The sequence below is a fragment of the Streptomyces sp. SAI-127 genome (assembly GCF_029894425.1).
GTDB lineage: Bacteria > Actinomycetota > Actinomycetes > Streptomycetales > Streptomycetaceae > Streptomyces.
Map to the genome: position 1 here is coordinate 215,238 of NZ_JARXYJ010000001.1, position 26,759 is coordinate 241,996.

23 protein-coding genes and 2 pseudogenes are annotated in these 26,759 nt (G+C 67.1%); 14 read left to right on the top strand and 11 right to left on the bottom strand.

Translation table 11 applies throughout. The features are described 5' to 3' along the window. Window positions 1-72 precede the first annotated feature (72 nt). Complete coding sequence (locus M2157_RS01110) at window positions 73-969, bottom strand: LysR family transcriptional regulator (protein WP_280859901.1); 897 nt, start codon at window positions 967-969, stop codon at window positions 73-75. A 193-nt stretch (window positions 970-1,162) separates the two neighbouring features. Here M2157_RS01110 and M2157_RS01115 point away from each other — a divergent pair, with 193 nt between their 5' ends. Both M2157_RS01115 and M2157_RS01120 read left to right on the top strand, forming a co-directional pair. Further along, window positions 1,163-2,041 carry a carbon-nitrogen hydrolase family protein gene (locus tag M2157_RS01115; RefSeq protein WP_280864083.1) on the top strand — a complete coding sequence of 293 codons (879 nt, stop codon included), beginning with the start codon at window positions 1,163-1,165 and terminating at the stop codon, window positions 2,039-2,041. Continuing rightward, entirely contained in the window at window positions 2,038-3,408 is a 1,371-nt protein-coding gene (locus M2157_RS01120) for an APC family permease (RefSeq protein WP_280864084.1), read from the top strand. Before M2157_RS01115 ends, M2157_RS01120 begins: the two co-directional genes overlap by 4 nt. A 44-nt stretch (window positions 3,409-3,452) precedes the next feature. Here M2157_RS01120 and M2157_RS01125 read toward each other — a convergent pair whose 3' ends face one another. Next, window positions 3,453-3,632: a hypothetical protein gene (locus M2157_RS01125; protein WP_280864085.1), complete on the bottom strand. Its 180-nt coding sequence runs from the start codon at window positions 3,630-3,632 to the stop codon at window positions 3,453-3,455. A gap of 453 nt (window positions 3,633-4,085) precedes the next feature. Between M2157_RS01125 and M2157_RS01130 the strand changes: the two genes are divergently transcribed. Continuing rightward, a protein-coding gene (locus M2157_RS01130; RefSeq protein WP_280864086.1) for an IS5 family transposase occupies window positions 4,086-4,903 on the top strand; the annotation gives its coding sequence in 2 pieces (ribosomal slippage) (window positions 4,086-4,437 and window positions 4,437-4,903; 819 coding nt in all). 132 nt (window positions 4,904-5,035) lie between these two features. On the opposite strand, the gene M2157_RS01135 is transcribed toward M2157_RS01130, so the two are convergent. Continuing rightward, entirely contained in the window at window positions 5,036-5,542 is a 507-nt protein-coding gene (locus tag M2157_RS01135) for a MarR family winged helix-turn-helix transcriptional regulator (protein WP_280859904.1), read from the bottom strand. Between the two features lie 114 nt (window positions 5,543-5,656). Here M2157_RS01135 and M2157_RS01140 point away from each other — a divergent pair, with 114 nt between their 5' ends. Next, window positions 5,657-6,790 (top strand): extracellular solute-binding protein, encoded by a 1,134-nt coding sequence (locus M2157_RS01140; protein ID WP_280864087.1) that lies wholly within the window; start codon window positions 5,657-5,659, stop codon window positions 6,788-6,790. Window positions 6,791-6,903: 113 nt separating this feature from the next. On the opposite strand, the pseudogene M2157_RS01145 reads toward M2157_RS01140, so the two are convergent. Beyond that, a pseudogene (locus M2157_RS01145) lies at window positions 6,904-7,110 on the bottom strand (helix-turn-helix domain-containing protein); the annotation flags it as partial. A gap of 416 nt (window positions 7,111-7,526) precedes the next feature. Next, window positions 7,527-8,276 carry an SDR family oxidoreductase gene (locus tag M2157_RS01150; protein WP_280859906.1) on the bottom strand — a complete coding sequence of 250 codons (750 nt, stop codon included), beginning with the start codon at window positions 8,274-8,276 and terminating at the stop codon, window positions 7,527-7,529. Window positions 8,277-8,404: 128 nt separating this feature from the next. Here M2157_RS01150 and M2157_RS01155 point away from each other — a divergent pair, with 128 nt between their 5' ends. From M2157_RS01155 to M2157_RS01165, 3 genes and pseudogenes are all read left to right on the top strand, one after another. After that, on the top strand, window positions 8,405-8,839 hold the full coding sequence (locus M2157_RS01155; RefSeq protein ID WP_280859907.1) for an Rrf2 family transcriptional regulator: 435 nt from the start codon (window positions 8,405-8,407) through the stop codon (window positions 8,837-8,839). 340 nt (window positions 8,840-9,179) lie between these two features. Continuing rightward, window positions 9,180-9,413, top strand: a complete 234-nt coding sequence (locus tag M2157_RS01160) for a hypothetical protein (protein WP_280859908.1) — start codon at window positions 9,180-9,182, stop codon at window positions 9,411-9,413. Window positions 9,414-9,615: 202 nt separating this feature from the next. Further along, a pseudogene (locus M2157_RS01165) lies at window positions 9,616-9,717 on the top strand (GNAT family N-acetyltransferase); the annotation flags it as partial. 166 nt (window positions 9,718-9,883) lie between these two features. Here M2157_RS01165 and M2157_RS01170 read toward each other — a convergent pair. Next, window positions 9,884-10,264 (bottom strand): helix-turn-helix domain-containing protein, encoded by a 381-nt coding sequence (locus M2157_RS01170; RefSeq protein ID WP_280864088.1) that lies wholly within the window; start codon window positions 10,262-10,264, stop codon window positions 9,884-9,886. 144 nt (window positions 10,265-10,408) lie between these two features. On the opposite strand from M2157_RS01170, the gene M2157_RS01175 reads away from it, so the two are divergent. After that, a complete protein-coding gene (locus M2157_RS01175; RefSeq protein WP_280859910.1) occupies window positions 10,409-10,816 on the top strand; it encodes a RidA family protein in 408 nt (135 codons plus the stop codon). 346 nt (window positions 10,817-11,162) lie between these two features. Here the strand turns inward: M2157_RS01175 and M2157_RS01180 are convergent, their stop codons facing one another. Beyond that, window positions 11,163-13,712 carry a discoidin domain-containing protein gene (locus M2157_RS01180; RefSeq protein WP_280864089.1) on the bottom strand — a complete coding sequence of 850 codons (2,550 nt, stop codon included), beginning with the start codon at window positions 13,710-13,712 and terminating at the stop codon, window positions 11,163-11,165. A gap of 466 nt (window positions 13,713-14,178) precedes the next feature. On the opposite strand from M2157_RS01180, the gene M2157_RS01185 reads away from it, so the two are divergent. Continuing rightward, on the top strand, window positions 14,179-16,095 hold the full coding sequence (locus M2157_RS01185; RefSeq protein WP_280859913.1) for a PAS domain S-box protein: 1,917 nt from the start codon (window positions 14,179-14,181) through the stop codon (window positions 16,093-16,095). Window positions 16,096-17,794: 1,699 nt separating this feature from the next. After that, complete coding sequence (locus tag M2157_RS01190; protein WP_348541825.1) at window positions 17,795-18,121, top strand: GYD domain-containing protein; 327 nt, start codon at window positions 17,795-17,797, stop codon at window positions 18,119-18,121. Between the two features lie 393 nt (window positions 18,122-18,514). Here M2157_RS01190 and M2157_RS01195 read toward each other — a convergent pair whose 3' ends face one another. Further along, the gene (locus M2157_RS01195; RefSeq protein ID WP_348541769.1) at window positions 18,515-19,714 is read right to left on the bottom strand and encodes an IS630 family transposase; all 1,200 of its coding nucleotides are present in this window, start codon (window positions 19,712-19,714) and stop codon (window positions 18,515-18,517) included. A gap of 120 nt (window positions 19,715-19,834) precedes the next feature. Here M2157_RS01195 and M2157_RS01200 point away from each other — a divergent pair, with 120 nt between their 5' ends. Together M2157_RS01200 and M2157_RS01205 are read left to right on the top strand one after the other, a co-directional pair. Continuing rightward, window positions 19,835-21,451 (top strand): flavin monoamine oxidase family protein, encoded by a 1,617-nt coding sequence (locus M2157_RS01200; RefSeq protein ID WP_280864091.1) that lies wholly within the window; start codon window positions 19,835-19,837, stop codon window positions 21,449-21,451. Between the two features lie 270 nt (window positions 21,452-21,721). Further along, complete coding sequence (locus M2157_RS01205) at window positions 21,722-22,999, top strand: ferredoxin reductase family protein (protein WP_280868148.1); 1,278 nt, start codon at window positions 21,722-21,724, stop codon at window positions 22,997-22,999. Between the two features lie 460 nt (window positions 23,000-23,459). Here the strand turns inward: M2157_RS01205 and M2157_RS01210 are convergent, their stop codons facing one another. Then, window positions 23,460-24,152 carry a TetR/AcrR family transcriptional regulator gene (locus M2157_RS01210; RefSeq protein ID WP_280864092.1) on the bottom strand — a complete coding sequence of 231 codons (693 nt, stop codon included), beginning with the start codon at window positions 24,150-24,152 and terminating at the stop codon, window positions 23,460-23,462. Window positions 24,153-24,301: 149 nt separating this feature from the next. On the opposite strand from M2157_RS01210, the gene M2157_RS01215 reads away from it, so the two are divergent. Next, window positions 24,302-24,973, top strand: coding sequence for an SDR family NAD(P)-dependent oxidoreductase (locus M2157_RS01215; RefSeq protein ID WP_280864093.1), 672 nt, complete (start codon window positions 24,302-24,304; stop codon window positions 24,971-24,973). 41 nt (window positions 24,974-25,014) lie between these two features. Next, a complete protein-coding gene (locus tag M2157_RS01220; protein ID WP_280868374.1) occupies window positions 25,015-25,149 on the top strand; it encodes a hypothetical protein in 135 nt (44 codons plus the stop codon). Window positions 25,150-25,849: 700 nt separating this feature from the next. Here M2157_RS01220 and M2157_RS01225 read toward each other — a convergent pair. Both M2157_RS01225 and M2157_RS01230 read right to left on the bottom strand, forming a co-directional pair. Further along, window positions 25,850-26,176, bottom strand: coding sequence for a DUF1048 domain-containing protein (locus M2157_RS01225; RefSeq protein WP_280864094.1), 327 nt, complete (start codon window positions 26,174-26,176; stop codon window positions 25,850-25,852). 1 nt (window position 26,177) lies between these two features. Beyond that, a complete protein-coding gene (locus M2157_RS01230) occupies window positions 26,178-26,534 on the bottom strand; it encodes a DUF1048 domain-containing protein (protein WP_280864095.1) in 357 nt (118 codons plus the stop codon). Between the last annotated feature and the right edge of the window lie 225 nt (window positions 26,535-26,759).

Below are 26,759 nucleotides of genomic sequence, written 5' to 3' on the forward strand. Positions count from 1 at the left end.
CGGACGTCGGGTCGGCGTGCGGTCACGCCTCGTGTCCTGGTGAGGGCCGTGGTCTGTAGTCGTCGCTGCAGTTCACAGGCGGGCGGCGACCTGTGGCCCGTACCGCTCGACACAAAAACGTGACAACCCGGCCGCGAATGCCTCGATGCTGCGCAGCGCATAGTGGCCGGCGTCCCACGCCGCGTGCAGGTGGATCTGCAGCGGTTCGCCCGTGCTGTCGAGGATCAGCAGCGGGTGCAGGTCGAAGCGGGGATCGTCGGAGACCACCGCGACACCATGGCCCGAAGCCGCCATGGCCTGTGCGACGTGCGGGGTGTCGCATTCGAGCACGATGTCGTACGAGGCGTCCGCATCCTGCACGGCATGGTCCAGGATGCGGCGGGTGCCGTGCGCCGGGGTGAGGACGATGAGGGGCTCCGCGGCAAGTTCCCTGATGGTGACGCGGTCCCGGTCCGCCCAGGCATGGTCGGCACGGACGTAGGCCCACAGCGGCAGGCGGGCCACCGGGAGCCCGGCGAAACGGCTCCTCGGAGGTGCCGAGGAGATGGCTACATCGGCGCCCCTCGCAAGGGCCTGGTACGCATGTGCCGGACTCTCCGCCTGCACGGTGACGAGCGGATCCTCCGGCCCCCAGGTGGCCAGGAACGGCGCGATCACGTCGGTGATGGTGGTGGGCGGCGCCGCCACGGTGATCCGCATGGCACGACCGGCAGCCAGCGCACCGACTGCGGACTCGGCGGCGTCCGCGCGGGCGACCAGGTCGCGGGCCAGGGGAAGGAAGCGCCGGCCGGCCGCCGTCAGGACCATCTGCTTGCCGCCGCGGTCGAAGAGTGTCATCCCCAAGGTCCCTTCCAGGCCGCGCAGTTGGCGCGACAGCGAGGGCTGGGCGACGCGGACCACCTCGGCGGCCTTGGTGACCGAACCGGTCTCGACGATGGTCAGGAAGTAGCGCAGCACTCGGATTTCCATGGCGGTGGTCCCTCGGGAGATGGAGGCGGCATGACGCCTTCATGCCTCAAAGGCATGGTAACCACCCCTCACAAGTATTTGAGGCTATGGCCGACCAGCCGCATTCTTGTCCCACCGGAATTTCTGGTTATCGGCGCCCGAATCTCCGTCGACTTCTCCTCGAACAGTTCCTTCGATTGGCTGGTGTTCCCGCATGGCCCGCCCCCTGCCCCTGATCCTCGCCCAGGCGCCCGGCCGCCCGGCCGACGACCTCGCAGGCTTTGCCGCCGACGTGGAGCGGCGCGTGAAACTGCACGCACCCGGCGCCCTCGTCGTCTACCCCGAACTGCACCTGGGCGAGAGCGCCCCCGGCATCCCGGCCACCCCGGAGAACGCCGCCGAGCCGCTCGACGGCAAACGGGATGCGGCCTTCGCCGAGCTCGCGGGGGACCTGGGCATCTGGCTCGTACCCGGCAGCGTCTACGAGCGAAGCACCGGCGACCGCGTCCACAACACGACACCGGTCTATTCACCACGGGGTGAGCGCCTCGCCGCGTACCGCAAGATCTGCCCGTGGCGCCCGTACGAGACGACCACACCCGGCAACCGATTCGAGGTCGTCGACCTCGCCGGGGTCGGCCGCATCGGACTGTCCATCTGCTACGACACCTGGTTCCCGGAGATATCCCGCCACCTGGCCTGGATGGGCGCAGACCTGATCGTCAACGTGGTCCGCACGCCGACGAGCGACCGCGCGCAGGAAGTCGTCCTCAACCGCGCCAACGCCATCACCAATCAGGTCTTCGTCGCCAGCGTCAACTCCGCGGCCCCATCCGGGATCGGCCGCAGCCTCGTCATCGATCCACAGGGCACGGTACGCGCCGAAACCGTCGATGCCGGCGACACGACCCTCACCGACGTCATCGACCTCGACGAGGTCACCAACGTCCGCCGCTACGGCACCGCCGGTCTCAACCGGATCTGGGACCAATTCCGCCCCGGCGACCCAGCCCTCGAGCTCCCGCTGTACGGGGGCCGCATCGACCCCGCCACCTGGAACCCCGCCCACACCACCGAGGAGCCACCACGATGAACAGCGAGACCACAGAGAACAGCATGAGGCTGAAGGGCGACCTGAGCCTCCTCTCCGTCGTCCTGTTCGGCCTCGCCTACATCTCACCCGGCATCGTCGTCACGATGTTCGGCGTGGTCGCCGCCACCAGCGGCGGCACGGCCCCGACCGCGTTTGCCGTCGCCACCCTCGCGATGCTGCTCACCGGGCTGAGTTACGCGAAGATGGCGCGCGCCGTGCCGGGCGCGGGGTCGGTCTACACCTACGCCCGCAAGATGCTGGACAGCCGCATCGGTTTCCTGTCCGGCTGGGCGATGCTGCTCGACTACTTCTTCATCCCGATGGTCGGCTGGCTGATCACGGCGATCTACTTCAACGCCCAGTTCCCTGAGATACCCAAGTGGATCTGGCTGATCGCCTCGGTGGGCATCACCACCGCCGTCAACGTCTTCGGCATGAAGCTCGCGGACCGCGTCAACAAGGTCCTGATGTTCATCGCTCTGGGGTCGCTGGTCCTCTTCGCCACCCTGTGTGTCGTCTTCCTCGGCAAGCACGGCACCTCCGTCCCCGCCACGGACGCCCTGTGGAACTCCGGCACTTCGATCGGCGCGGTCACGGCGGCCGCTGCCATCGCCGCATACTCCTTCCTCGGCTTCGACGCCGTCTCCACGCTGGGCGAGGAGGCCAGGGGCGGGGCGAGGACGATCGGCCGCGGCATCATCGGCTGCGTCATCGCCGCCGGTGCGATCTTCATCGTGCTGTCCTTCGTGATGCAACTGGTCCACCCCGGCGCGAAGTTCGCCGACGTCGACGCGGCCGCCTACCACCTGAAGGTCCAGGTCGGCGGCGAGACGTACGCCGAGATCATCAACTTCGTCACCATCGCCGGATCCATCGCCTCCTGTATCGCCCTGCAAGCCTCCGCCGCCCGCCTCATGTACGTCATGGGACGCGACGGCGCACTGCCCAGGGCCGTCTTCGGCAACCTGTCGGGGAAGACGGGCACGCCGGTGTTGAACCTGCTGCTGACCGCAGCCGCCGGTGTCATCGCCATGAAACTCGACCTGACCACAGCCACGTCATTCATCAACTTCGGCGCCTTCCTCGGCTTCACCCTGGTGAATGTCTGCGTGATCGCCCACCTGGTCCGCGAGCGCAGACACGGCCGCACCCCCAACCTCTTCTCGTACCTGGTGATGCCGGCCATCGGCGCCGGCGTTTCCCTCTACCTGCTTACGAAGCTCGGTGACGTCGCTCTCCAGATCGGCGGCGTCTGGCTGGCGATCGGCGTCGTCTACCTGGCCCTCCTGACCAAGGGCTTCCGTCGGCCCGCACCGGAGATGACCTTCGACGACGACACCGAGGCCACGGACAGAGTCACCGCATAGCTCGCCTCCCTCGCTCCGGCTCGTCGTGCGGTGTCGCGACGCCGTCACCGGCCGGTAGCGTGGTGCGAGTCGATGTCGTGCACGAGGACCTGGCGGTGTTGCCGCAGCTCATGGAGCCCGCGCAGCACGAGTTCAGCTTGCGTGCCCGCGCCGATGATGCCCAGCACCGCGTCGCCGTCCGGGGGCAGGCACGGCCGGCAGATCAGTCCCCAGGGCCGCGACAAGACCGGTGCGCCAAGCTGTGATCGTGGCGGAGTCGCGTACGGGGATCCGGTGCACCCTCGACCGCACTGTCCCGGTCGCCGCTCAGGACGCCTTCATCGGGCGGCTGGACACCGTGGCTCCCGGCACCCCCTGAGCAGCACACGCTCGAGACCGGTCACTCCCCGGTCCCTTCGGCGCCCGAGATGCTGTCGTCCGTGCTCCTCAAGGCCGTCAACGCCTGACTGGACGACCCGGACGAACAGCCCCGCCACCAGCCTGCGGCGGCTCCCGCCATGGGCAGTGCGGCCCGCGGCGCTGTTCCTCCCGGCCCTGTTCCGGTTCGGCCCGCACCCCGGACGGGATGTCCACGATCACCTGCCGGATCGTGCGGCCGGACTCGTCGGAGACCTTACGGTCTCTAACAAAAGTTGTTGGTCATGTGACTGTGGGCGGGTCTGATCGCTGGTGTGGTCGTGGGGAAGAGACAGTCGCGGCCGTGGATCGTCTCGGATGAACTGTGGTCGCTCATCGAGCCGTTGCTGCCGGAGCCGGGGCCGAAGCAGGTCGAGGGCCGGCCGAGAGTGCCGGACCGGCAGGCTCTGTGCGGGATCTTGTTCGTGCTGCATACCGGCATTCAGTGGGAGTACCTTCCCCAGGAGTTGGGCTTCGGTTCGGGCATGACGTGCTGGCGGCGGCTGGCCGCCTGGAACGAGGCCGGCGTCTGGGACCAGTTGCATGCAGTCCTGCTGAAGAAGCTACGGTCGAAGAACCAGCTGGACTGGTCGAGGGCGGTGATCGACTCGTCCCACGTCCGGGCCGCCCGCCGGGGCCCAAAAGCGGTCCCAGCCCGGTCGACCGCGCACGGCCGGGCAGCAAGCACCACGTCCTCACCGACGGCCAGGGCATCCCGCTCGCGGTGTCACTGACCGGCGGAAACCGCAACGACGTCACCCAGCTCCTGCCCCTGCTCGACAAGGTTCCGCCCGTCGCCGGGGCTGTCGGCAGGCCGCGCCGACGGCCCGACATGCTCTTCGCCGACCGCGGATACGACCACGACAAATACCGGCGCCTCCTGCGTGAACGCGGCATCCGGCCGGCGATCGCCGAACGGGGACAACCGCACGGCACCGGCCTGGGCACCTTCCGCTGGGTCGTCGAACGCACCATCTCCTGGCTCCACGGCTTCCGCCGACTACGCATCCGATGGGAACGACGCGACGACATTCACGAAGCCTTCCTCGGCCTCGCCGTCTGCCTGATCACCCACCGCCACGTCCAACGCCTTTGTTAGGACTTCTTAGCCCTGGCTTTGACCATCGACAGCTACACCCTGGGCACGCTGCGAAACCCCGCCCTGCCGCTTGGCTTCACTTTCACGGGACAGGGGCGATCACCTCACGAGGAGGCGGCGTTCGCGCCGGCCCTACCGGCGGCGCCAGGGCAGCGGCTCCTGGTCGTCCTCGGTGGCGTCCGCGCCCTGCAGTGCGGTGTTGATCGCCTCGCCGATCTCCGCGAACTGGCGTACCTGCTCCGGGGTCAGCGCGTCGAAGACGGCGCGGCGTACGGCCTCGACATGGCCGGGAGCCGCACGCTCCAGTAGCTCGCGCCCCTGTGGGGTGAGCAGGGCGAGCTGGTTGCGTCGGTTGACGGGGTCGTCGCGGCGGTCCACGTAACCGGATTGCTGGAGGCGGGTCACGGCGTGGGTGAGCCGGCTGCGGGTGATCCTCACCCGCTCGGCCAGTTCGGACATGGTCAGGGTCTGGTCCGGGACGGATGACAGGTGGGCGAGCAGGGTGTAGTCGGCATGCGTCACGCCCGCTTCCCTGCGTAGTTGGCGGTTCAGATGGTCGGACAGCAGGGTGGAGAAATCGATGTAGGCGAGCCAGGCTCGTCGTTCCTCGGGGTCGAGCCAGCGGGGCGTCGTGGGCATGGTCACACTCTAGCCAGACTTCGTTTGAATCTTCAAACCATTGGCGTAACGTGCATCTCAACGCAACGTTTGAAAGCTCAAACCTTGCTCGTTCTTGAGAGGCACCACATCGCCATGAAGCAAAAAACCAAGCTGATCGGCGCGGCCATCGCCACCGCCCTGACCCTTACCGCCGTTTCCACGACCGCCATGGCCGACACCGCCGCCCACCGGCACCCTTTCGTGGGTGAACAAGACCAGCTGAACGCCCTCTACCGGCAGGCCAAGGCTGAGGGCGGCAAGGTCACCGTCTACATGGGCGGCGACATGCCCGGCCAGTGGGACGCGCTGGCCGCCGCGTTCCAGCAGCAGTTCCCGGACGTGAGGCTCAACCTGGTCACCGACCTGAGCAAGTACCACGACGCCCGCATCGACAACCAGCTTGCCACCGGCAAGCTCGTCGCCGACGCGGCCGTCCTGCAGACCTCCCAGGACTTCGACCGCTGGAAGAAGCACGGCGACCTGCTGAAGTACAAGCCGGTCGGGTGGGACAAGGTCTTCACCAACGCCAAGGACAAGGACGGCTACTACACCGGCGTCTTCTACGGCGCCTTCTCCTACATCGTCAACACCAAGCAACTCCCGGTGAAGCCCGGTGACTTCAAGGGCACCGACCTGCTCAAGCCCGCGTACAAGAACAAGCTGATCCTGACCTACCCGAACGACGACGACGCCGTACTGTTCGGCTACAAGCAGATCGTCGACGAGTACGGCTGGGACTACCTGGCCAAGCTGGTCGAGCAGAACCCCAAACTGATACGCGGTGTTCCCGGCTCCGCGGCCGGCGTGGCGAGCGGCGACTACCTCGCCTCCATCGCCGTCGGCGGCGACGCCCGCCCGAACGGCACCCAGGTCTTCTCGGACTCCGAGCGCTTCAACACCTGGACCCAGCGCGGTGGCATCTTCAAGAACGCCCCGCACAAGGCCGGCGCCAAGTTGTTCCTGGGCTGGCTGAACTCCAAGTCCACCCAAGAGCACGCCATCGCGACGTGGACCTGGTCCGTCCGCAAGGACGTCGCACCCCCGGTCGGACTCAAGCCGTTGGCGTCGTACAAGAACACCAATCCGAAGGCCTTTGCGCAGTTCATGGCGGACCGTGACGCCGTCGAACGCTTCCGATCCCAGGTCGAGCTCTACTTCGGCCAGGTCAAGGGAGCGGACCCCGGCGACCCCCAGGGCACCCTCGGCCGCTACCCCGGCGCCTTCTGACCCACTCGATACACGAGTCCCGCGAGCGGGTCCGCCACGACAGCAACGGCGGGCCCAGCTCCGGCGGCTCATAAGCTGTTGACGTTGTACGACAGGGGGTCCAAGTGTCGCCGTTCCTCGGTCTTCTTCCACTCCGTGAGCGCGGCGGAGGACTGCACATAAGAGATGCGGCGCTGCTCGCTGTACCAGGTACGGGTGCGCTCCTCCAGCGCCTTGTTGTAGACGAGGCGGACACAGCCGAACGTGCGCGACAGCTCGGCCGCCTGCTCGCCGGTGGGGTAAAAGCGGTACCTGAACGCCCGCTTGACCTGCTCCGCTATACCTCACAACCCATCAGCTCCGGTGCAAGCGGCGGATGTCGAACGCTGGGCGGTGGACGCCGGTCCGCCCCGGCGGCGAACCGGCTACCCCTGCCCTGCCCCGCAGAAGCTTCGACTCCTCCCCGGCCCAAAGGCCGGGGTATCCAGGTAGGACAGACCCGACAGCCCACCCCGACCACCGAAAAGGCCCTATCCCACACGCGAGTTCCGCCGCACCGTCCAGGCATCCTCCCCGCCCCCTGGCACGGCACCCATCGTTGAGTCAACCCCCGAAGAATTTCGAGAGTTGACCACTTCGAGGTCGTAACACGATCACGATCCGGGCTTCTTGAGGCGTGTCCACGCACGCGCGGGTCGTTGGCGGTGCGCGCCCCGAAGGCGCGATGCCCTTCGGGGCGTGCGGCAGGGGTTCGGGTTCAGGCGTTGTAACCGCCGTGGGCGTCCAGCACCGCGCCCGTGACGTACGACGCGGCGGGGCTCGCCAGGAAGGCGATGGCCGCTGCGATTTCGTCAGGGTGCCCCATGCGTTGCAGGGACAGCGAGCTGACCAGGGCATTGAGGGTCTCGGGGTCCGGCGGTTGCATGCCGCCCTCCATCAGTCCGGCCTCTACGACGTTGGCCGTGATGTTGCGGGGCCCGAGGTCGCGTGCGACGCCCATGGTGTACCTCTCGATCCCGGACTTGGTCGCCGAGTAGTCGGCAAGGCCGGGGGCTCCGACCCGGGAGCCCAGTCCGGAACTCACCGTGATGATGCGGCCGCCCGTGCGCAGCACTCGGGAGGCGGCCCGGATGACGGCGATCACGCCGAGGTAGTTGGTGGCGTGCATCCGGTCCAGTGCGGCGGTGTCGGCGTCCGGGTCGTCCACTGTGCCGGCCACGGAGATCGCCGCGTTGTTGACGAGGATGTCCAGACCGCCGAAGTGCGCGACCACGTCGTCGATCAGCGCCGGCGCCTGACTCGTGTCCGCCTGGTCGGACTGGAGAGCGACGGCCTTGACTCCCTTGCCGTGCACCTCGTCGACGACGGCCTGCGCCTGTGTCTCGGAGCTGACGTAGGTGAAGGCGACGTCGGCGCCCTGCTCGGCCAGCAGTCGTACGGTCGCGGCTCCCAGTCCGCGCGACCCCCCGGTGACCAGGGCGACTTTGCCCGTGAGTGGCTTGCTCATTCTTCTCACCTCGTTGATTGACCCTTTCCGGCTGTCGCAACGTTAATTGTTACGACAGGCTGTTGCAACATTCACTGTTACGACAAAGCTGTCGTAACATGAAGCGTTGCAGCCGAGAGGAGGAGTCCATGAGCGCCAACAGCAGGCTGACCATCGCCGCCCACGCGCTGGCCTGGATCGGCCTCTACCAGCGCCAGGGCCATGAGGTCGCCACCTCCGAGCAGATCGCGACCAGCGCGAACACCAACCCAGTGGTGATCAGACGGCTGCTCGGCGAGCTGCGCAGGGCCGGGCTCGTGGACTCCCGGCGGGGCGCGGGCGCAGGCTGGTCGCTGGCACGCGAGCTGGAGTCGATGACCCTGCTCGACGTGTACGAGGCAGTGGAACCCGGCCCGCTGTTCGCAATGCACCGCACCACCCCCGACCAGGAATGCGTGGTGGGTCACGGCATCCAGCCGGCAATGCAGAGCATTTACGAGGGCATCGAGGAGACCCTGAGACACGAGCTGGCCCGCGTCACGCTCGAGAACGTACTCCGGGACGTACTCGCGGCACCTCACTAGCCTCTCCGTTACGCCCTGACATCACCAAGATCCCTGTCTGAACCCAAGCCGGCGAACAGCCTGGCATCCAGTCGCGCCGAAGACCGTTGCAGCATCAGCCGTTTCCTACGAACTCGTCACTTGATCTTGTTGAAGTGCTCTGGTCCGGCGTGACCGATGTGGCGGCTCACATCGCGCAGTTCGATCAACGGTGTGGTCATGGTCGTCTCCCTGATGGCCCCAAATGGCCTGGTCGACGCTACGGGCGCCGCCGGGCATGTGCGTCCGCCGCGGGAGGCATTCCCCGTACCGCGTCGGGACGAGGCTGACCGCTGGCATCCCTGCGATGTAGTCCACGGATGTGGCCCGCCTGATCACCAGGTGGATGCCGCAAGGCCGCGACGACGGCGAGAATGAGCGGACGGTGAACGTGCCGATCAAGGACCGACTGTGCGGACTGGCCGGGCAGATGGCGCACCCGACCGATCAGCTGCCACGGCCCACCCCTCGCAGCCGGGCATTCGACGTAGCGTTGGCTGTGAACCTCGCCGCCGACCGCATCCGCAACGTCACGATCATGATCCTGCTCGCGTGACCCGCCGCTCTGGCTCATGCGCCCCGCAGTTGAGCATTGTCATCAGTGGCTGGTCACCAGTAAGTTCGATCCGCCTTTGTTCGAGCGATGGGGAATATGGGGCCTGGGGTGGCACTGCTGGACACACTGGTGACAACAGCCGCTGGGGCGCTGTCCGCCACGATCGGGGTCCTGGTCGGGGGCATCGTTACGCACCGGGCCTGACGAGGCATGCCTCATGGGCACCGTCCAGGCGACGATCAGCCCCTCCGGCCACGGTCATATCTCCGAGATCGCCTGGGTGGCAGGGACCCCGTGGCAGGGCGGCTCAGCTGGGCTAACGACGGGATTCGCTGACCTGCGGAAACGTGGCTCGTGTTGTGTGGGGTTCCCGTGCTGAGGTGTGAAGGTTCCCGGTGAACTTCCGTCCGTCGGCGATGTGACTGAGCACGCTGGTTGGTCACTCTGAGCATCCCAGTTGGCTGCAGAAGTCAGGGGGCGAACTGACGGCGGGCGGCCTCAATGTGACCGAGGTACCGGCGGGTCCAGCCGCACATCCCGTCGACTGTCGCTCGCAGAGACTGGCCCGGCTCAGTGAGGGTGTATTCGACCCGCGGTGGGACAGTGGGATGCACCGTGCGCTCGACCAGGCCGTTGCGCTCCAGCATGCGCAGGTTCTGGGTGAGCATCTTGTGGCTGATGCCCTCGATCTCGTTCCGCAGCTCGCTGAAGCGCAGAGTGCGATCACCGAGACCCTCGACGATCAGGAACGCCCACTTGTTGGCGACGTCGGAGAAGATCTCCCGCGCCAACGAGCCCGCACGCGCAAGGTCTGCGTCCTCGGGCGAGCCCGTGAACTGCTTGGTCACCATAAGGTTCTCCTGTCACTGAAAAGTGCGTTCTTCCACGTCAGCGACCACTCTCCTACAGTGCCTGAGTAACCACAAGAGACCAAAGAGTGTCTTGGGTGTCGCGGACGCGAGCCCACCGGCGCTCAGGACGAGGAGACAGGCAGCATGGCCATCACGTTTGTTAACCCCAACGGATTGCCCAAGATCGACGTCTACCAGCAGGTGTCGATCGCATCCGGATCAAGGCTGGTCTTCATCGCCGGGCAGGTCGCATGGGACGCCGAGGGAGTCACGATCGGGGAAGGTGACCTCACCGCCCAGGTCGAGCAGAGCTATCTCAACGTCGGCACCGCCCTGGCCGAGATCGGCGGCTCCTTCGACGACGTGGCGAAGCTGACCTTCTACGTCGTCGACTGGACCCCCGACAAGATGCCCGCGCTCCTGGAAGGGATCTCCCGCGCAGCCGCGAAACTGGGGGTCACCCCGGCCCCGCCGACCACGCTGATAGGCGTTGCGGCACTGGACGTCCCCGACCACCTGGTCGAGATCGAAGCCATCGCGATCCTCGACTGAAAAGATGTCGTTCGCTCATTGAGCGCCGAAGCGGTCTAAAACTGCCGATCATCGTTGACACCTGGGTCTCCGATCACTACGGAGGCCCACATGCCGAAGTCCATATCCACCACCCCGCCGCTTGCCCGTGAGGACGAACGGCCTGGCTCGGGCAGGCGGACGGCCACCATCAAGACACCGAGGTAAGAGCCGGATTCTCCCAAGCGGTGTCAGTAATCAGACCGTTGTCCACTTCGTGTGGTCGGTGCCCCTCACACGCCAATTTTGCTGCGGACCGTGCACGCGGTCCGCAGCAAGATTGGGGTCGGTGTCCTGGTCGGTGGCGGGCCGGCTCACCGGCCGCATGTCACGGGTACTGGGTGATCTTGGATGGGATGGTATCCGTGCCGGAGGTGGGCGCACCGGTGTCGTTGACGACGTGGGCGTACTGACCCTTGCCGCCCAGGGAGATCACCTGAATGCTGTGCAGCTTGATGCCGGACTTGACGGGCACCTGGAAGCCGTGACGCTGCACGATGGAGGGATCCGAGGTGTAGTTGCAGTAACTGCCCAGGCCCCAGGCCTCGTGGACGTTCACCGTGTCGGCGACCTTGTAAGCGGCATAACCGACGATGCCGTCGTGAGTGATGGCGGCGGCGTTGGGGGCGTCGTAGGCCTTCTCGTTCTGGAAGAAGATCGTGCGGCCCCGTTCGCCGTTCCACAACACGTCGTATTTGTTGAAGTGTTCGACGAACAGGCCGGTGGTCAGGACGTCATCGCCGTTCACCACCAGACCGTAGTCGGCGCGGTTGGTCTCCCAGCCGACGCCCTGGCCGTGGTCGGCGCGCCAGATCCAGGTGTGGTCGATGACGACGTCGTCGCTGTTGACCACTACGGAGTTGGTCGCGAGACCGGGGCCCGCGCCGCCGATGCGGATGAACACATCCTGCATCGTGGTCGGGTTCGCGGAATGGTCCGCGCCCGCGCCGACGGGGCCGATCTGGAGCAGGGTGTCGGACCGGGTTGCGCCGGCGTCGATGAGGAATCCGGCGAGCCGGACGCCGTCGACGTCCGCGACGTGCATGGCGTCGATGCCGCCGTCGGGCACCAGCGTGGCCAGGCCCAGCCCGAGCACCACGGTGTCGGGCCGGGTGACGTTGATCGTCTGGTCGAGGTGATAGACACCGGGGGTGAAGAGCAGGTTGAGGCCCTGAGCCAGTGCGGTGTTGATGGTGGCAGCCGTCGCGCCGGGCTTGACGAGGTAGAACTGGCTGAGCGGGAGCGACGTTCCGGCATTGGCGGGCCAGGACACACCGCGGACGTTGGTGCGCTTGGCGGGGACGAAGACCTTGTAGTCGTTGCCGTCGAGGTAGAGGAACGGCTTCTCGCGGGAGATCGGAGTGGTGTCCAGCGTGGTGTACGGTCCGGTGTCGAAGTTGGTCGCGGGGGCACCCTGGACACCGGTGAACGTCATGTTCCACACACCGTTGGTCCAGCCGCCGACTGAGCTGTCGCGGGTGTACCACTGCTGCTGCGAGTACGGGCCGACGGTACCGTCGATCTTGGAGTCGGCGATGTAGCCCCCGGAGGCCCAGCCGTAGCCGTTGGGCGCCAGGTTGAGGCCACCCTTGACGTGGATACGGCGGAAGGGCGCGGCCTGAGCCACAGCCCAGCGGTCGGTGCCGTTGGACGGAGTGATCGCGAGGTTCTCCGCCGAGCGCCAGAAGTTCTGCGTCGCGTTGCCGTTGAACCAGCCCGCGTCCACGGTGATGTCACCGTTGATCTGGGTGTCGTCGGGGTTCAGTCCGAGACCTGAGATCGAGGTGTAGAAGCCGAGTTGGGCGTTGATGCCGTTGTAGGTGCCCGGCTTGAGGAGGAACTGGTACCGCTCGGAGCCGAACTGTGCGGACTCCTGCTGGGTGAAGACCTGGTCGAACTTCTGCTGGAGGTTGGGCGTGGAGGGGTCGACGACGATCACGTTCGGGCCGAGGTCGCCGCCGCCCTGGACCGGGCCTGAGGTGCCGCCGGAGGTGGTGTGGACGGCGACTTCCCAGAGCGAGTAGCCGTAGGCCGTTCCGCGAGCGGTTCCGAGAATGCGGACGTAGCGGCCCGTGCCGCTCACGTCGTAGGAGACGCGGCCTCCGGTCGCGCCGGCGACGGTCTTGAGGGTGTTCCAGTTCTGACCGTCGGTGGAAGCCTGGAGCTGGAAGTCTTTGCCGTATGCGGCTTCCCAGTTCAGGCCGATCTTGCAGATGTCCTGGGCCGAGCCCAGGTCGACGCGCAGCCACTGCGGGTCCGCGGCCTGGCTGGACCAGCGGGTGGAATCGTTGCCGTCGACTGCTGCGGATGCGGGGGTGCCGGCGTTCTCCGTCGAGGACGCTGAAGCGGTCTTTCCTTGTGCCGAGTCGGCGGTCGAGCAGCTGCCGGGCTGGGTTGTGCCGGGGGTCCCGAAAACCTGGAACTCCCAGAGCGAGTAACCCCATGGGGTGGCCCGGTGGATGCCCTGCATACGGACGTAGCGGCCCTGGCCCGAGACGGTGAGGGTGTCGGTGCCGCCGTCCCCTCCGGTAACGGTTCGAAGATCGGTCCAGGAGCCGCCGTCCGGCGAGACCTGGATCTTGTAGTCCGCGGCGTAGGCCGCCTCCCAGTTGAGGACGACCTGGCTGATCGAGGCCGTGGCGCCGAGGTCGACCTGGAACCACTGGTCGTCGGTCGCGGCCGAGGACCAGCGGGTGCCTGTGTCCCCGTCAACCGCCGCGGCGGCGGGCGTTCCTGCGTTCTCCGTGGAGGACGATGCGGCCGTCCTGCCCTGGGACAGATTGGCGTCGGCCGCGAGGGCCGACGGTGGTGCGACGACAGGAAGGGCGATGAGCGCCACCGTACTGGCGAGCGCGACACCGAGAGATCTGAGGCCCATGCCATGTTCCCCTGGGGGTGGATGAAGGATGGTCACGAAAGGCCGTGCTGTGGCAGTCGTGCGGTGCGTGAGGTTGTGCAACATGCAACGAAGCTGTCTCACGGCTTAGTTCACGTCTTGATTTAAATGTTGACCTCAGCGTTCGGCAAGCCCTCGGACACCAGAATCCGTGCAACTTGTGCACACCGCAGACGGGTTGACCCGCCAGCAGCTTTCATCAGGTGACGCCGACCCCCTGTCAGTTTGAGGAGAAGCACTTCGCCGAGCGGTGCGAGGTCGATCCGGCTGACCATCGACAGCCTCCTCAGTTCGCCACATCCGCAGATGTGACCTCGCCCCGGAAACTGCGCATCCACTCCGGCCAGGAAATGTCACGAAAGGACACTTCGCTACAAGACGCCCGCCCTCGCCGCAGCCGATGCTGAGATGTGCCATGGAACGAGGCAGGCCCCAGACGCACCCCAGCATGATCCCCGTGGCCGAGGAGCCGTTTCGCGCATTGCTGGAGACAGCCCCCGACGCGATGGTCATCGTGGACGACACCGGCATCATCCGCCTGGTCAATGCCCAGACCGAAGCCCTGTTCGGGCATCCCCGCAACGAACTGCTCGGCCGCCCCATCGAGATGCTGGTCCCCCAGCGCTTCCGCGCGCAGCACCCCGGCCACCGTCTGGGCTACTCAGCCAACCAGCAGGTCCGCCCCATGGGCGCCAACCTGGACCTGTACGGGCTGCGCCGGGACGGAGCCGAGTTCCCGGTCGAGATCAGTATCAGCCCGCTGCAGACCCCCGACGGACTGCTGATCTCCGCCGCCGTACGTGACGTCAGCGAACGCAAGGCCGCCGAAGCCCGCTTCCGCGCTCTGCTGGAAGCCGCCCCGGACGCCATCGTCATCGTGGACGACACGGGCACCATCCAGCTGGTCAACGCACAGACCGAAGCCCTCTTCGGCTACCGGCGCGAAGAACTCCTGGGACAGCCCGTGGAAATCCTGGTCCCCCAGCGGTTCCACGATCACCACCCCACCCACCGCCACGGCTACGTCGACAACCGTCGTGTGCGTCCCATGGGCGCCGGGTTGGAGCTGTACGGGCTGCGCCGGAACGGGGCCGAGTTCCCGGTCGAGATCAGCCTCAGCCCGCTGGAGACCCCGGAGGGCACGCTGGTCTCCGCCGCCATCCGCGACGTCAGCGAACGCAAGAAGGCCGAGACCCAGCTTGCCGAACTCTACGAACAGCAGCGCCATGTCGCCTTGACCCTGCAGCGCAGCCTGATGGGCTCACCTGCCCCACTGCCCGGCATGGACACCTCCAGCCGCTACTTCCCCGCACGCCAGGGACCCGGCGTGGGCGGGGACTGGTTCGACCTGATCGCCTTGGGCGGCGGCCGCATGGGCGTCCTGATCGGCGATGTCATGGGCCGCGGCCTGGAGGCCGCCGCCGTCATGGGCCAGCTGCGCTCGGCCTCTCATGCCCTGGCCAAGACCGGCATGCCGCCCTGGCAGCTGATGCGGGCCCTGGACGCGGTCGTCAGCGAACTGCCCGACCAGCTCGTCACCTGCTGCTACCTGGTCCTGGACCCCGACGAGAGCGCTCTGACGGTGTGCTCGGCCGGTCATCTGCCGGTGCTGGTGGTGGATACCACCGGACAGGTCCGCAGGCTCCCGGTTGATGTCAGCGTGCCGCTGGGCGTGGGCGACGTGCCCCACCAGGAGACCCGGCTCACCGTGCCGCCGGCCTCGGTGCTTGCCCTCTACACCGACGGCCTGGTGGAAACCCCCACCAGCGACATCGAGTTGCAGATCGACGCCCTGGCCATCGCCCTGGAAAAGGCCGTCGCCGACACCGACTGCCTGGAGCGGGCCGCCAACTCCGTTCTCACCGCCCTGCTACCCGACCCCCAGGACTATAGCGACGACGTGACCCTGCTCCTGGCCCGCATCCCACCCGCTCCCGTGACCGCCGTGTCCGCACTCCTTCCCGCCCAGCCCATCAGCGTGCGGGAAGGGCGCCAATTCCTGCGCCACACGCTGCAGGACTGGCACTGCGAGGCTCTCACCGACACGGCTTGCCTGCTGGCCTCCGAGCTGCTGTCCAACTCGGTGCGCCACGCCTGCGATCCTCTGCGGCTGCGCCTGCGCCGGACCCGGGACGAGCTCCACATCGAAGTCTGCGACGGGAGCCCGGTCCTGCCCCGCGCCAGGACCGCAGGCCCCGACGAGGAGTCGGGCCGCGGCCTGGCGCTGCTCGACCAACTGGCCTCCACCTGGGGCACCCTGCTCGCCGAGGAAGGCAAAGCCGTGTGGTTCTCACTCCCCCTGCCCGGCCATCCTGACCGCCAGGGCGAGAGCACGCCGGGAGACGCGAGCGGCTATCCGGGGTAACCGCTCCTGAGCCAGGCAGTTCCCTCTGTCCCCGGGGAGCTGATCTGTCGTACCCCGAATCCGGCGAAGTGAGCAGATGTCGCCGACGCCACCTCTGCCGACTCGACAGGCTGGGGATCGGTCACGTTCTCACTGGTCACCGATGCGTCTCCCATGACCGGGAGGCACACCTCATGTCTCACAGCCCCGAGGCCCGGCAGACCCAGGGGAAGGTCGAGCCGACTGTCTGAACGGCTCCACTCGCTCGGCGGGCCACCGTCGTCAGAACGCGAAGTCGCGAGGTTCACCGCGGAGGGTGATCCCGCTCAGTTCCGTGAACTCTTCGCCGCGAAGGCCGTGCCGCAGCGGCCCCTGCCGCTCTCCTTGACGCCGAGTGGATGCGACAGCACCGACCATGCTGCCCCACCGCGAGATCGATCGGTCCTGACGTAAACATGCGGCCGCACGCGGCCGCATGGACCTACTCGGCGACAAACCCAACTACCTGGAGTTCCAACGCCCTCTGCAGCCCGGCCACTCCACCCACTGCCGGGCCTGAGGTTGGAAAGTCTCAGTGCGTCTAATGGGCATATGCCTAGAAGGGCAAGTTGGCAAATCATCGAACCTCACTTACAAAAGCAAGGCCCAGCCTCAAGAATTGCGACGCCCACTCCCCACACTGTGTCACAGTGAGCCGTGCGGCGGGCGGTCAGGTAGATGCGCACACCACAGAGTCGTTCCGTAAACTCGAACTGACCGCCGAACGTCAGGCATTCTCCTTCTGGCGCCGCTTGAGAGCCCCCGCAACGCGCCTCCAAGCCTTACCCAAGCACCCACTGCGAGCGGGGCGTGCAACGGGAACAGGTGCGGTATGGACGCCATCTACGCGGCATGAGAAACCACCTCCAAATCCACTCATCCAGACGCCCGCACCCCCGCGGGTTACAGCGAACGAGACCTCGCCGTGCACGATGACGCCGGCCTGGAAGATTTCCGGGGTGATGCCCATGTGTGGTGGTTTAACCCGGACCCAAGCAGACCATGCCCCATCCCGGCGCACGCGCACGGACGCATCCGCCGGAAGCCGCTGCACTTGCCCCGCTTCCGGACCCGGAATGACAAGAGTGACGTCTTCCAGAAGGAACTTCTGATCCATACCAATTACGGTAGTTACACCGTCAAGAGGGTGCGGTTCGCCAACGAGGCCGGATCCGGCCATGGAGGCGGCCTCAGTACCTATTCTGGCCGGCACCCGGAACACACCGCAGGGTTACTCGAGCATGCTTTCGGTATATTACTGAGCGGCCGAACGGTTTCACTCAGGCATGTCCCAGACCTCCTGCAGCGTACATTCAACGATCGCGGAGATGCAGCGATCCAGCGGACTCGCAGGAGCAGCTATCCAAGACTTTCCCATAACTGCTTCGGCTGCAGGGGGCGGGTCTGCAGCACTGGAGGCAGGGCTGATGCTTTCTCAGGTTGTGAGATGAAGTAGCTCACGCGCCGGCAGGGTGTGCCCGGCAGTGGTCACACGGACCGGTACGTGGGCGTATCAGCCACCGTGTACGAAGCAGGGCCAGAGCCGCCCGGGTCAGTCGCTCACCCGTTGGCTGTGGCCGTGCCGGCCATTGTCCCCAGCCGTTCGGGGGACACGCGGGCCACATCCAGCGCGTTTCCCGGCCCCCCGGGGCATCCCTTGGTGAAACGAAAGGGAAACATGATGCCGCTCTATCTATCGAGGTTCAGCTACACACCGGAGACTTGGGCGAGGCTGATCGTCCAACCCGAGGACCGCGCAAAGGCCGCTCAGGCGTACATCGAGTCCGTCGGCGGGAAGCTCCACGGCTTCTGGTATGCCTTCGGCACGCACGACGGCTACAACCTGTGGGAGGCCCCCGACAACGTGTCCATGGCCGCGGTTGCGCTGGCTATCAGCGGAGGCGGCGCGCTTAGCTCGTTCGAGACGACAGTTCTCCTGACCGTCGATGAAACCATCGATGCCCTGCGCAAAGCCGAACGAATCCAGTACCGGGCGCCGGGCGCGTAGCGGTCCAGGCCGATGCGTTCTCGGGTGACGACATGAGGGGTGCGCCCAAGTGCGGTCATTCGCGGGTGATTCGCCGGACTGGAAACGGCGACTCGTGATGATCAGGGTTGATCGAAGCCAAAGATCACGGGCAGGGGTAGCGTTCGCATGCCGTCCTCCCTTATCGACGTCCTCGTGCTCCACCGCGAGGACGTCGTACTTCCAAGCCCGTCTGCAGGGCTGTCCGAACTGTGCACTCCGGCCGAGGTCCTGGACCGGGTTCCGGACCCCCGCCGCGCCCGGGGCCGCCGCTACCGCATCGGCGTCCTGCTCACACTGTGCCTGGTCGCCGTGCTCAGCGGCGCAACCTCGCTGGCCTGTATCGCGCGCTACGCCACCAACAGCGGCCCGGGCCTACGCCGACGTCTCGGCCTCACAGCCTGCACGCCGGCCGCCACGGCCCTGGGCCGACTGCTGACCCGCCTGAACGGCGACGCGGTCGACGACGGTCGGCGTCGTCGAGGCGTTCACCCAGGAGGAGCCGGTCGGGGTGAAGTGGACGTGGAAGCGGGGGTGCTTGCCCAGCCAGGTCTTGATCTCGGCGGTGTTGTCGGTGGCGTAGTTGTCACAGACCAGATGGACGTCGAGACCAGCCGGCACCGCCTTGTCGATGGTGACCAGGAACTTCTTGAACTCGATCGCCCGGTGGCGGCGGTGCAGTGTCGATACGACAGTGCCGTCGGCGACGTTGAAGGCGGCGAACAGGCTGGTGACGCCGTGCCGCAGATAGTCGTGGGTACGGCGCTCGGGCATGCCCGGCATCATCGGCAGCACGGGCTGGGACCGGTCCAGCGCCTGGATCTGGGACTTCTCGTCCACGCACAGCACCACCGCCTTCTCCGGCGGGTGGTGATACAGCCCGACGACGTCGACGACCTTGGCGACGAACTGCGGGTCGGTGGAGAGCTTGAAGGCATCCTGCAAGTGCGGCTTGAGATCAAACCTCTTCCAGATCTGCCCGATGGTCGACTTCGACAGCCCGGTTCGCTCGGCCATCGAGGCCCGCGACCAGTGCGTGTCCTTACCCGGCGTCGATTCCAGCGTCGCGACAACAACGTCCTCGACCTGGTCGAGCAGGATGGACGGCGGCCGCCCCGGCCGGGGCTCGTCGACCAGCCCGTCCAGGCGCCGCTTGACGAACCGGGCCCGCCAGCGGTTCACCGACTGCTCTCGCACCCCGAGTTCGGCCGCCACCTGCTTGCTCGTCCCGCCCTCCGCACACCGCAGCACGATCTTCGCCCGCAGGGCCAGGAACTGGGCGGTCTTCGCTCGTTTCGCCCAACGCATCAACTGATGCCGCTCGTCCTCGCTGAGTATCAGTTCTGCCTTGCGCCGGCCTGGCCGCGGCATGTCCGTCAGCCCCTCGAGCCGATGGTCAGAAAACCGCGACCGCCACTTCCTGACCGTGTCGGCGGTCACCTTGAGATCCGCCGCCACACGCGTATTCGGCGCCCCGGCCGCACATGCCAAAATGATGCGGGCCCAACAAGCATCCCATCCTGCTGACACCCACCCGTTGCCACCAACCCGCCCACTCACACCCGTACACGCCACCCTGTCCTTTCGAGATGCGACCTTGCAGAAACGTGTGGGTCACATCAACAATCCACGGGACGTAATCGATCACTGGGAGGCTTCCCCGGTCTTCATTCCAGACCGAATGGGAGCCCAGTCATGGCACAGCCTCAGGTCGGGCCGGGAACGAGTCGCCGAGCGTTCCTGCGCCGCGTCGGAGTCGCCGGTGGCGCCGGAGCCATGTTCGCCACCATGGGGGCCCTCGGCCTCGCACCCACGGCCGCCTACGCGGCAGAGAAGGAGGGGTCCTTCCAGGCACCACGCCGCAGCGACTTCACCCTTCAGGGACGCGGCGGCAAGCCTGCCAGAGTAGTCGTCATCGGAGGCGGCATCGCGGGCCTCACCTCAGCTTACGAGCTGGGGAAGGCCGGCTACGACTGTACGATCCTCGAGGCCCGGGACCGCGTCGGTGGCCGAAACCTCACCATCCGCGGCGGCGACAGCCTCACGGACATCAACGGCAGCAGCCAGACGGCCCACTTCAGCAACGGCCAGTACATGAATGCAGGCCCGGCCCGCCTCGCCCAATGGATGGTCACCCTCGACTATTGCCGCGAACTCGGCGTACCGATCGAGGCCTTCACCAACACCAATGCCAGTGCGCTCATCTACAACCCGGGCCGGGGCATGACGGAACCGGTCCAATACCGGACCGCGAAGGCCGATGTATACGGCTATGTCTCCGAGCTGCTCTCCAAGGCGACCAACGCGGGCGCTCTCGACGGCGAGTTGACGGCCGACGACAAGGAGCGGCTGCTCACCTTCCTCAAGAGCTACGGCTCGCTCGGCGCCGACTACACGTACACCGGCACCGAACACCGGGGGTTCAGCGTCGACCCCGGCGCCTCCGGCACGCCCGGTGAGGAACTCGGCAGCGTTCCGTCGCTGTCGGACGTCTTCGCCTCCAACGTGGGCCGCTACTTCTCGTTCGAATTCGGTTACGACCAGGCGATGCTGATGTTCCAGCCGGTCGGCGGGATGGACCAGATACCCAAGGCTTTCGCGCGTGCCATCGGACACGAGAAGATCCACACCGGCGCGGCCGTGACTGATATCAAGAACACTACGGACGGCGTGGTCGTCACCTACAACCAAAGCGGCCGTACCCGTGTGGTCAAGGCCGACTACTGCATCGCCACCCTGGCACCGCATGTCCTCGCGAAGACCCCGCACAACCTCGGCACCAAAGTGCAGACCGCGCTCCTCGCCGTGAAGCCCGCCAACGCCTCCAAGATCGGCCTCGAGTACAAGAGCCGGTGGTGGGAGAAGGACCTCAGAATCTTCGGCGGCATTACCGAGACCGACATGGACCTGGACCACATCTGGTACCCGTCCTATGGCCACCTCGGCGACCGTGGCCTGATCATCGGCTACTACAACACCGGTGCTCACTCAGACGTGTATTCAGCGCTCACCCCGGCCCAACGGCTGGAGCGTGCTGTCGCGCAGGGTGTCATGATCCACGGCGACAAGTACCGTACCGAGCTGGCGGCTTCCTTCTCCCATCAGTGGAAGCTCGCCCCGTACCTCGAGGGAGCCTGGCACTCGATGCCCGGGGGCCCCGACGCGCCGGCGTACGCGCCGCTCAACATGGCGCAGGGCAATGTGTACTTCGCCGGCGACTACCTGAGCTATCTCGACGCCTGGCAGCACGGGGCGATCTCCTCGGCACGCAAGATCGTCACGGAGCTCCACGCGCGCGTGGTCGCCTCCTGACCTTCTCCTTCAGCGGCGTGCGGACCACCAGCGCCCTTGCCGCCCTTGCAGACCGGGATGGAATCGGTTCCAGCGTGAACGAATCGGACCCGCGCTCCGTATGCTTACCCGATCGAGCCACTCATCCGGATGAATGACTCGATCTTCATGGGTTTTGTGCATACGGGCCGCAAGTGCCGCGGCCCCGGGGGATGTGAGGCGACCGTGGTGACGGCGAGCAACGCGGTACGCAGAGGCACCGTTCCCCCAGTGGACGCAGCACGTTGGGCGATGTGGACCTTCGTCATTGTCAACGCGGTGATCGTCGAGACGCTCTTCCTCAGCGCCGGTTCGGGCAAGAACGGGGTCCTCACGACCGCGAAGTTCTTCGGACTGCACGCGGCTCTGCTGATGATGTTCCAACTGCTGCTGGTGGCCCGGATACCGTGGCTGGACCGCCGTATCGGGATGGATCGGCTCACGGTGTGGCACCGCTGGGTCGGCTTCACCCTGCTGTGGACGGTCCTCACCCATGCCACGCTGGTGATACTCGGCTACGCGACACTCGACGACACGTCCATGGGCAAGACGTTCGTCGCCCTGAGCGGCGTACCGGCCTCCCTGCTGGGCATGTGGGCCGCCGCCACCGTCCTCGTGATCGGCGTGATCTCCACCCGGCCCCTGCGCCGAAGGCTGCGCTACGAGGTCTGGCACGGCCTGCACCTGTTGCTCTACGTCGCCCTGGGCCTGGCATTCGTCCACCAGTTGGAGGAGACCACGACGTTCACGTCCTCCGCGTTCGCCAAGGCCTACTGGTGGATTCTGTGGCTCTTCGCGTTCGGCGCCCTGTTGACGGGCCGAGTCGTCATGCCGCTGTGGCGCAACGCCTACCACCGGTTCCGCGTCGCGGCCGTGGTGCCGGAGTCGGACAACGTGGTCTCCGTGTACGTCACCGGCCGACACCTCGACAAGCTGCCGGCCAGGGCGGGTCAGTTCTGCATCTGGCGGTTCCCCGGGCACAACCACTGGTGGCTGGCCAACCCCTTCTCCCTGTCGGCGGCGCCAGGCGGAACAGGGCTGCGCCTCACGGCGAAGGCGGCGGGCAGCACCAGCGCCGGCCTGCGAAACCTCCAGGTCGGCAGCCGCGCCTTCGTCGAGGGTCCGTACGGGGCGTTCACTACGCTGCACCGGACCCGGCCCGGCGCCCTGCTGATCGCCGGCGGCGTGGGGATCACGCCCGTGCGGGCCATGCTGGAGGAGCAGGCTACCGGCGACGTCGTCGTTCTGTACCGGGTACGCAGCGAGGCGGACGCCGTGTTGCTGAACGAGGTGCGTCAGCTGATCGAATTGCGGGGCGGACAGCTGCATCTGCTCACCGGCCGGACAGGCGAGGGCGGCGCCCCTCCGCCGTTCAGCCCGGACGGCCTGCACCACCTGGTGCCCGACATCACCGAACGCGACGTGTACGTCTGTGGCCCACCCGCCATGACCAAAGCCGTGCTTGCCGGCCTGCGGGATCTGCGGGTCCCCGCGAGTCAGGTGCACGCCGAGAGGTTCGGCCTGGCCTGAACCGGACAGCGGCCCGAACCCCGGAGCCGCACGTAACTGTCTGCTCTCCATCCGCTTGCATGGTCGGCGAAGTTCGAACAACGTGCTGGTACGGATGAGCTGGCCGGTCGGCAGGCATGGAAGAAAGGCCACTTGGTGGCTTGCGGTTGTCGCAGCGGTACCTCTCGCCTCGTTCCTGAACCGTTCCGGGTTCGGTAGGGACTGTGTTGCGGTCTTTGTAGAGCGTGGCGTCGTGGCTGCTTTACCTGATGCATGTCAGCCTCGAGGACCCGGACGTGGTCTGGATGTGCGAATGCTTCGCCGACGAGGCGGCCTTCGAGCGCGCCGTGTCGCTGGTGCGCGCGGAGGTCACCAAACGTCTCCACGAACTCTGCATCGCCGGGACGGAGGTGTACCGGCTCGGCCTGGTCGCCGGGAAGGGGCTCCCGCGGCGCCTTGAGACAACGACGCGTCCCGACGGTCAGGCGCCGCAGGCCCCGTTTCCGCCGAGGCTGATCATGGCTCGGTACAGCTGCTCCCCGGTGAGCGGCGGCGCCGGTAGCGGGTGGGCGCGGTCGGTTCGGAAGCCGTCGAGCAGAAGGTAAAGGTGGCGGCGCCAGGCGTCCGGGGCGATGGCGTGGGTGGCCTCGGTGACGCGGCTGTGCGACCAGATGACGAAGGCAAGGTCCTCGGGGGTGAGGTCGGGGCGCAGGCTGCCCTGCTCCTGCGCACGCTCGACGATGTGTACACCGAGTTCACGGATGCGGGTCTGGGCGCCCGCCAGGCAGGCGCTCTCCGGCAACCGCATGGAGGCGAGGTCGTTGAACCCCCGGTCCTGTGACTGGAGTTCGCACATGGTCTCCAGAAAATGGCACAGCCCCGCCCAGGCGTCGTCCATGGTGACGGCCTTCTCGGCGGCCTCCCGCCAGAGGGCCAGCTTCTCGGCGAAGGTCGCCTGCACCAGGTCCAGCCGGGTGGGGAAGTGCCGGTACAGCGTGCCGATGGCCAGCCCGGCCCGCTTGGCCACCTGCTCCAGGGGTGCCTCCAGGCCCTGCTCGGCGAAGCAGGAGCGGGCCGCGGTGAGCAGGGTCTCGCGATTGCGCTGCGCGTCGCGCCGCAGGGGGCGGACAGGGGCGGGGTTCCCGGCGGAGGCGGACGGAGGGTCGATGGCCATGTCACTCAGACTACCAACCGGAGGGGTGCCTCATGTTCTCTGCTACGATCCAAGAACATGAGGCTGCCCTCGACTTTCAGTCCTGACCGCTGTCGTGGCGGGAGGTGCCCCTCATCCGTCCAGCCCGTCCGACCAGAGGAGCACCACCCATGCCCGTCATCGCCGTCATCGGAGCAGGCCCCGGCCTGGGCCTGTCCATCGCCCGCCGCTTCGGAAGGGAGGGTTTCCAGGTCGCCCTGGTCTCCCGGACCCAGGACAAGCTCGACGCGCTCGCCGCGCGGCTCGCCGAGGAGGGCATCGAGGCCGCAGGCTTCGCCGCGGACGTGACGCGTCCCGACTCGCTGCAGTCGGCGCTCGCCGCGGTCGCCGACCGGTTCGGGGCCGTCGACGTACTGGAGTACTCACCCGCCGACCCCACGTTCGCCGGCGCCGCCGCCGTCGACGCCAAGGCGCAGGACCTCCACAAGCAGCTCGACTACTACCTGTACGGAGCGGTCGCCGCGGTCCGTCAGGTGCTGCCCGCCATGCTCGAACGCGGCAGTGGCACCCTGCTGTTCTCCACGGGCGCCTCCTCGGTCCGGCCGATCGGCGGCCCGTTCGGCAGCATCGGCGTCGCGGCGGCGGCCCTGCGCAACTACGCCATGGCCCTGAGCGTCGACCTCGCCGAGCGCGGGGTGCACGCCGCGCACGTGGCGATCGGGGTGTTCATCGGCAGCGGTCCCGGCACCGAGCCCGAGACCATCGCCGAGCACTACTGGGACGCGTACACCAAGCGCGACCAGGCCGAGATCGTCCACACCGTCCCCGGCGGCATCTGGTGAGCACCTCCGGCACACCCACGGCGAACGCGACCAGGCCACCTATGGTGAAGATCTTCCGAGCCGCCAACAAGGTCGTACGGCCGCTGCTCGCCTCCCGCTTCCACAAGCCGCTGAGCGGGCGCCTGATGCTGCTCACGCACAAGGGGCACAGGACGGGGCAAGCACTCCAACCATGAGCGCCACGAGCGGATCCGGGCCCGCACCTGGCGCCGGCCAGGGCACACGCCGGTTCTGCGAGTGCGGGGCAGGTCCTGGCGCCGCTTGACTTCTTGGCCGTACCGGGTGCCCTGCTGATGGACTCCTGGAAGGCGTCCGCATAGGTGCCCGAGTCCTTGACCAGGTCGTCGCAGAACGCGGCGACGTCGTTGCTGATGGGTTCCAAGAGTGTGGGTTCCAAGACAGTCCGGGCCTGCAGGCGCAGCGTCTGGTCATAAGCGGCGGCGGCTGCAGCGCCCCCGGTGAGAAAGGCTCAGCTGGGCGGCGGCCACCGATGGCCAACAGCGGGATCACCGGGAGCGCGAACGATGTCACAGGTCCGCGATCGCCTCGGTGAGCCGACGGAACGGCACGGCCGTGTTCGGCTGAGGCGCAGCCCGACGGAGCCGACCGGCTCCCGCGACCGGTCTGGCCGGAGCGGGAGTCCAGCGGGCACCACGGCTACTGGTCCGAACCGAAACGCCCTGGCTACAGCCAGGCCATGGGCCTGCTGCACGTGTTCACGGGGTCCCCAGCGACGCCTGCTTCGCCCACCGGCGCCTACTGGCTGGACGGGCCGGAGCGCGGGGACGACGAATGCCGCTGGCCCGAGCCCCTTCGCGCTGCGTCGAGGCGAACGAACCGCGGGCTGCTACGCCCACTGGCAGCAGGCGGGGGGTGTTACTTCTCGGCCGTACCGGGTGCCCTGCTCAGGGACTCCTGGTAGGCGTTCGCATAGGTGGGAGAGTCCTTGACCAGGTCGTCGCAGAACGCGGCGACGTCGTTGCCAATGAGCTCCAGGACCCCCTGGGCTGCTGCGGCGCCTTCCTCGAAGAAGTCAACGATCCTGGGAAGCAGGGGTCCGTCAGGCAGGTCGACCGGTCCGACTTTGAACAGGTACTTCTGCATCTCCTTGTAGACGATCTGGTAGTCCTGCGGGAGCGCCTTGACCCGGGCCATGTGCGCCCGCCACTGCTTCTTGCCCTCGATGATGTCCTGGATGCTCACGTCAGTCTCCCAACCGGCTCAGCTTCTTTGCGACGTTCCTGTTCAACTGCTCGCGCCACCGGTCGCGATAGGTCCGAGCCCCCTGTCCACCAGCCAGCGCGGTGCAGAAACCTGGGATGTCGTCGCCGAGTACCTCCTGGACGCTCTGTCCGTCCGCCGCTGCCATTTCGAGCAGCCCCAGGGCGGCGTCGAGGATCGGCATCAGGTTGCGGCCGGTGAAGTCCCCATAGGGGAAGAGGTGGGCGATGACCTGCCCCCACGCCGCCCGGTAGGCGTCCGGCAGGGCCTCGGCCCGGGCTTCGAACGCCTTCCATTCCCTGGTGAGATCGCTGCCTGTGATCTTCTCCCAGAAGTTCATCTCCCGCCCCCGTTATGTTCTTCGCGGTTCCGCAATGGGACCGCTGGCCTCCGGGCCCGGCATCACTGTTCCCCCCTGTCGCAGGGATGACCTGGGGGGTGGTGTCACCGGGTCCGCGGGGTGCCGTTGGAGACGCTGATGAGAGGTCCGACTACCGCCCGGCCTGGCGCAATGCCCGGCTGCTTGCGGGCGGCAGGTCTGCATAACGTGGATGCGCGCATACGA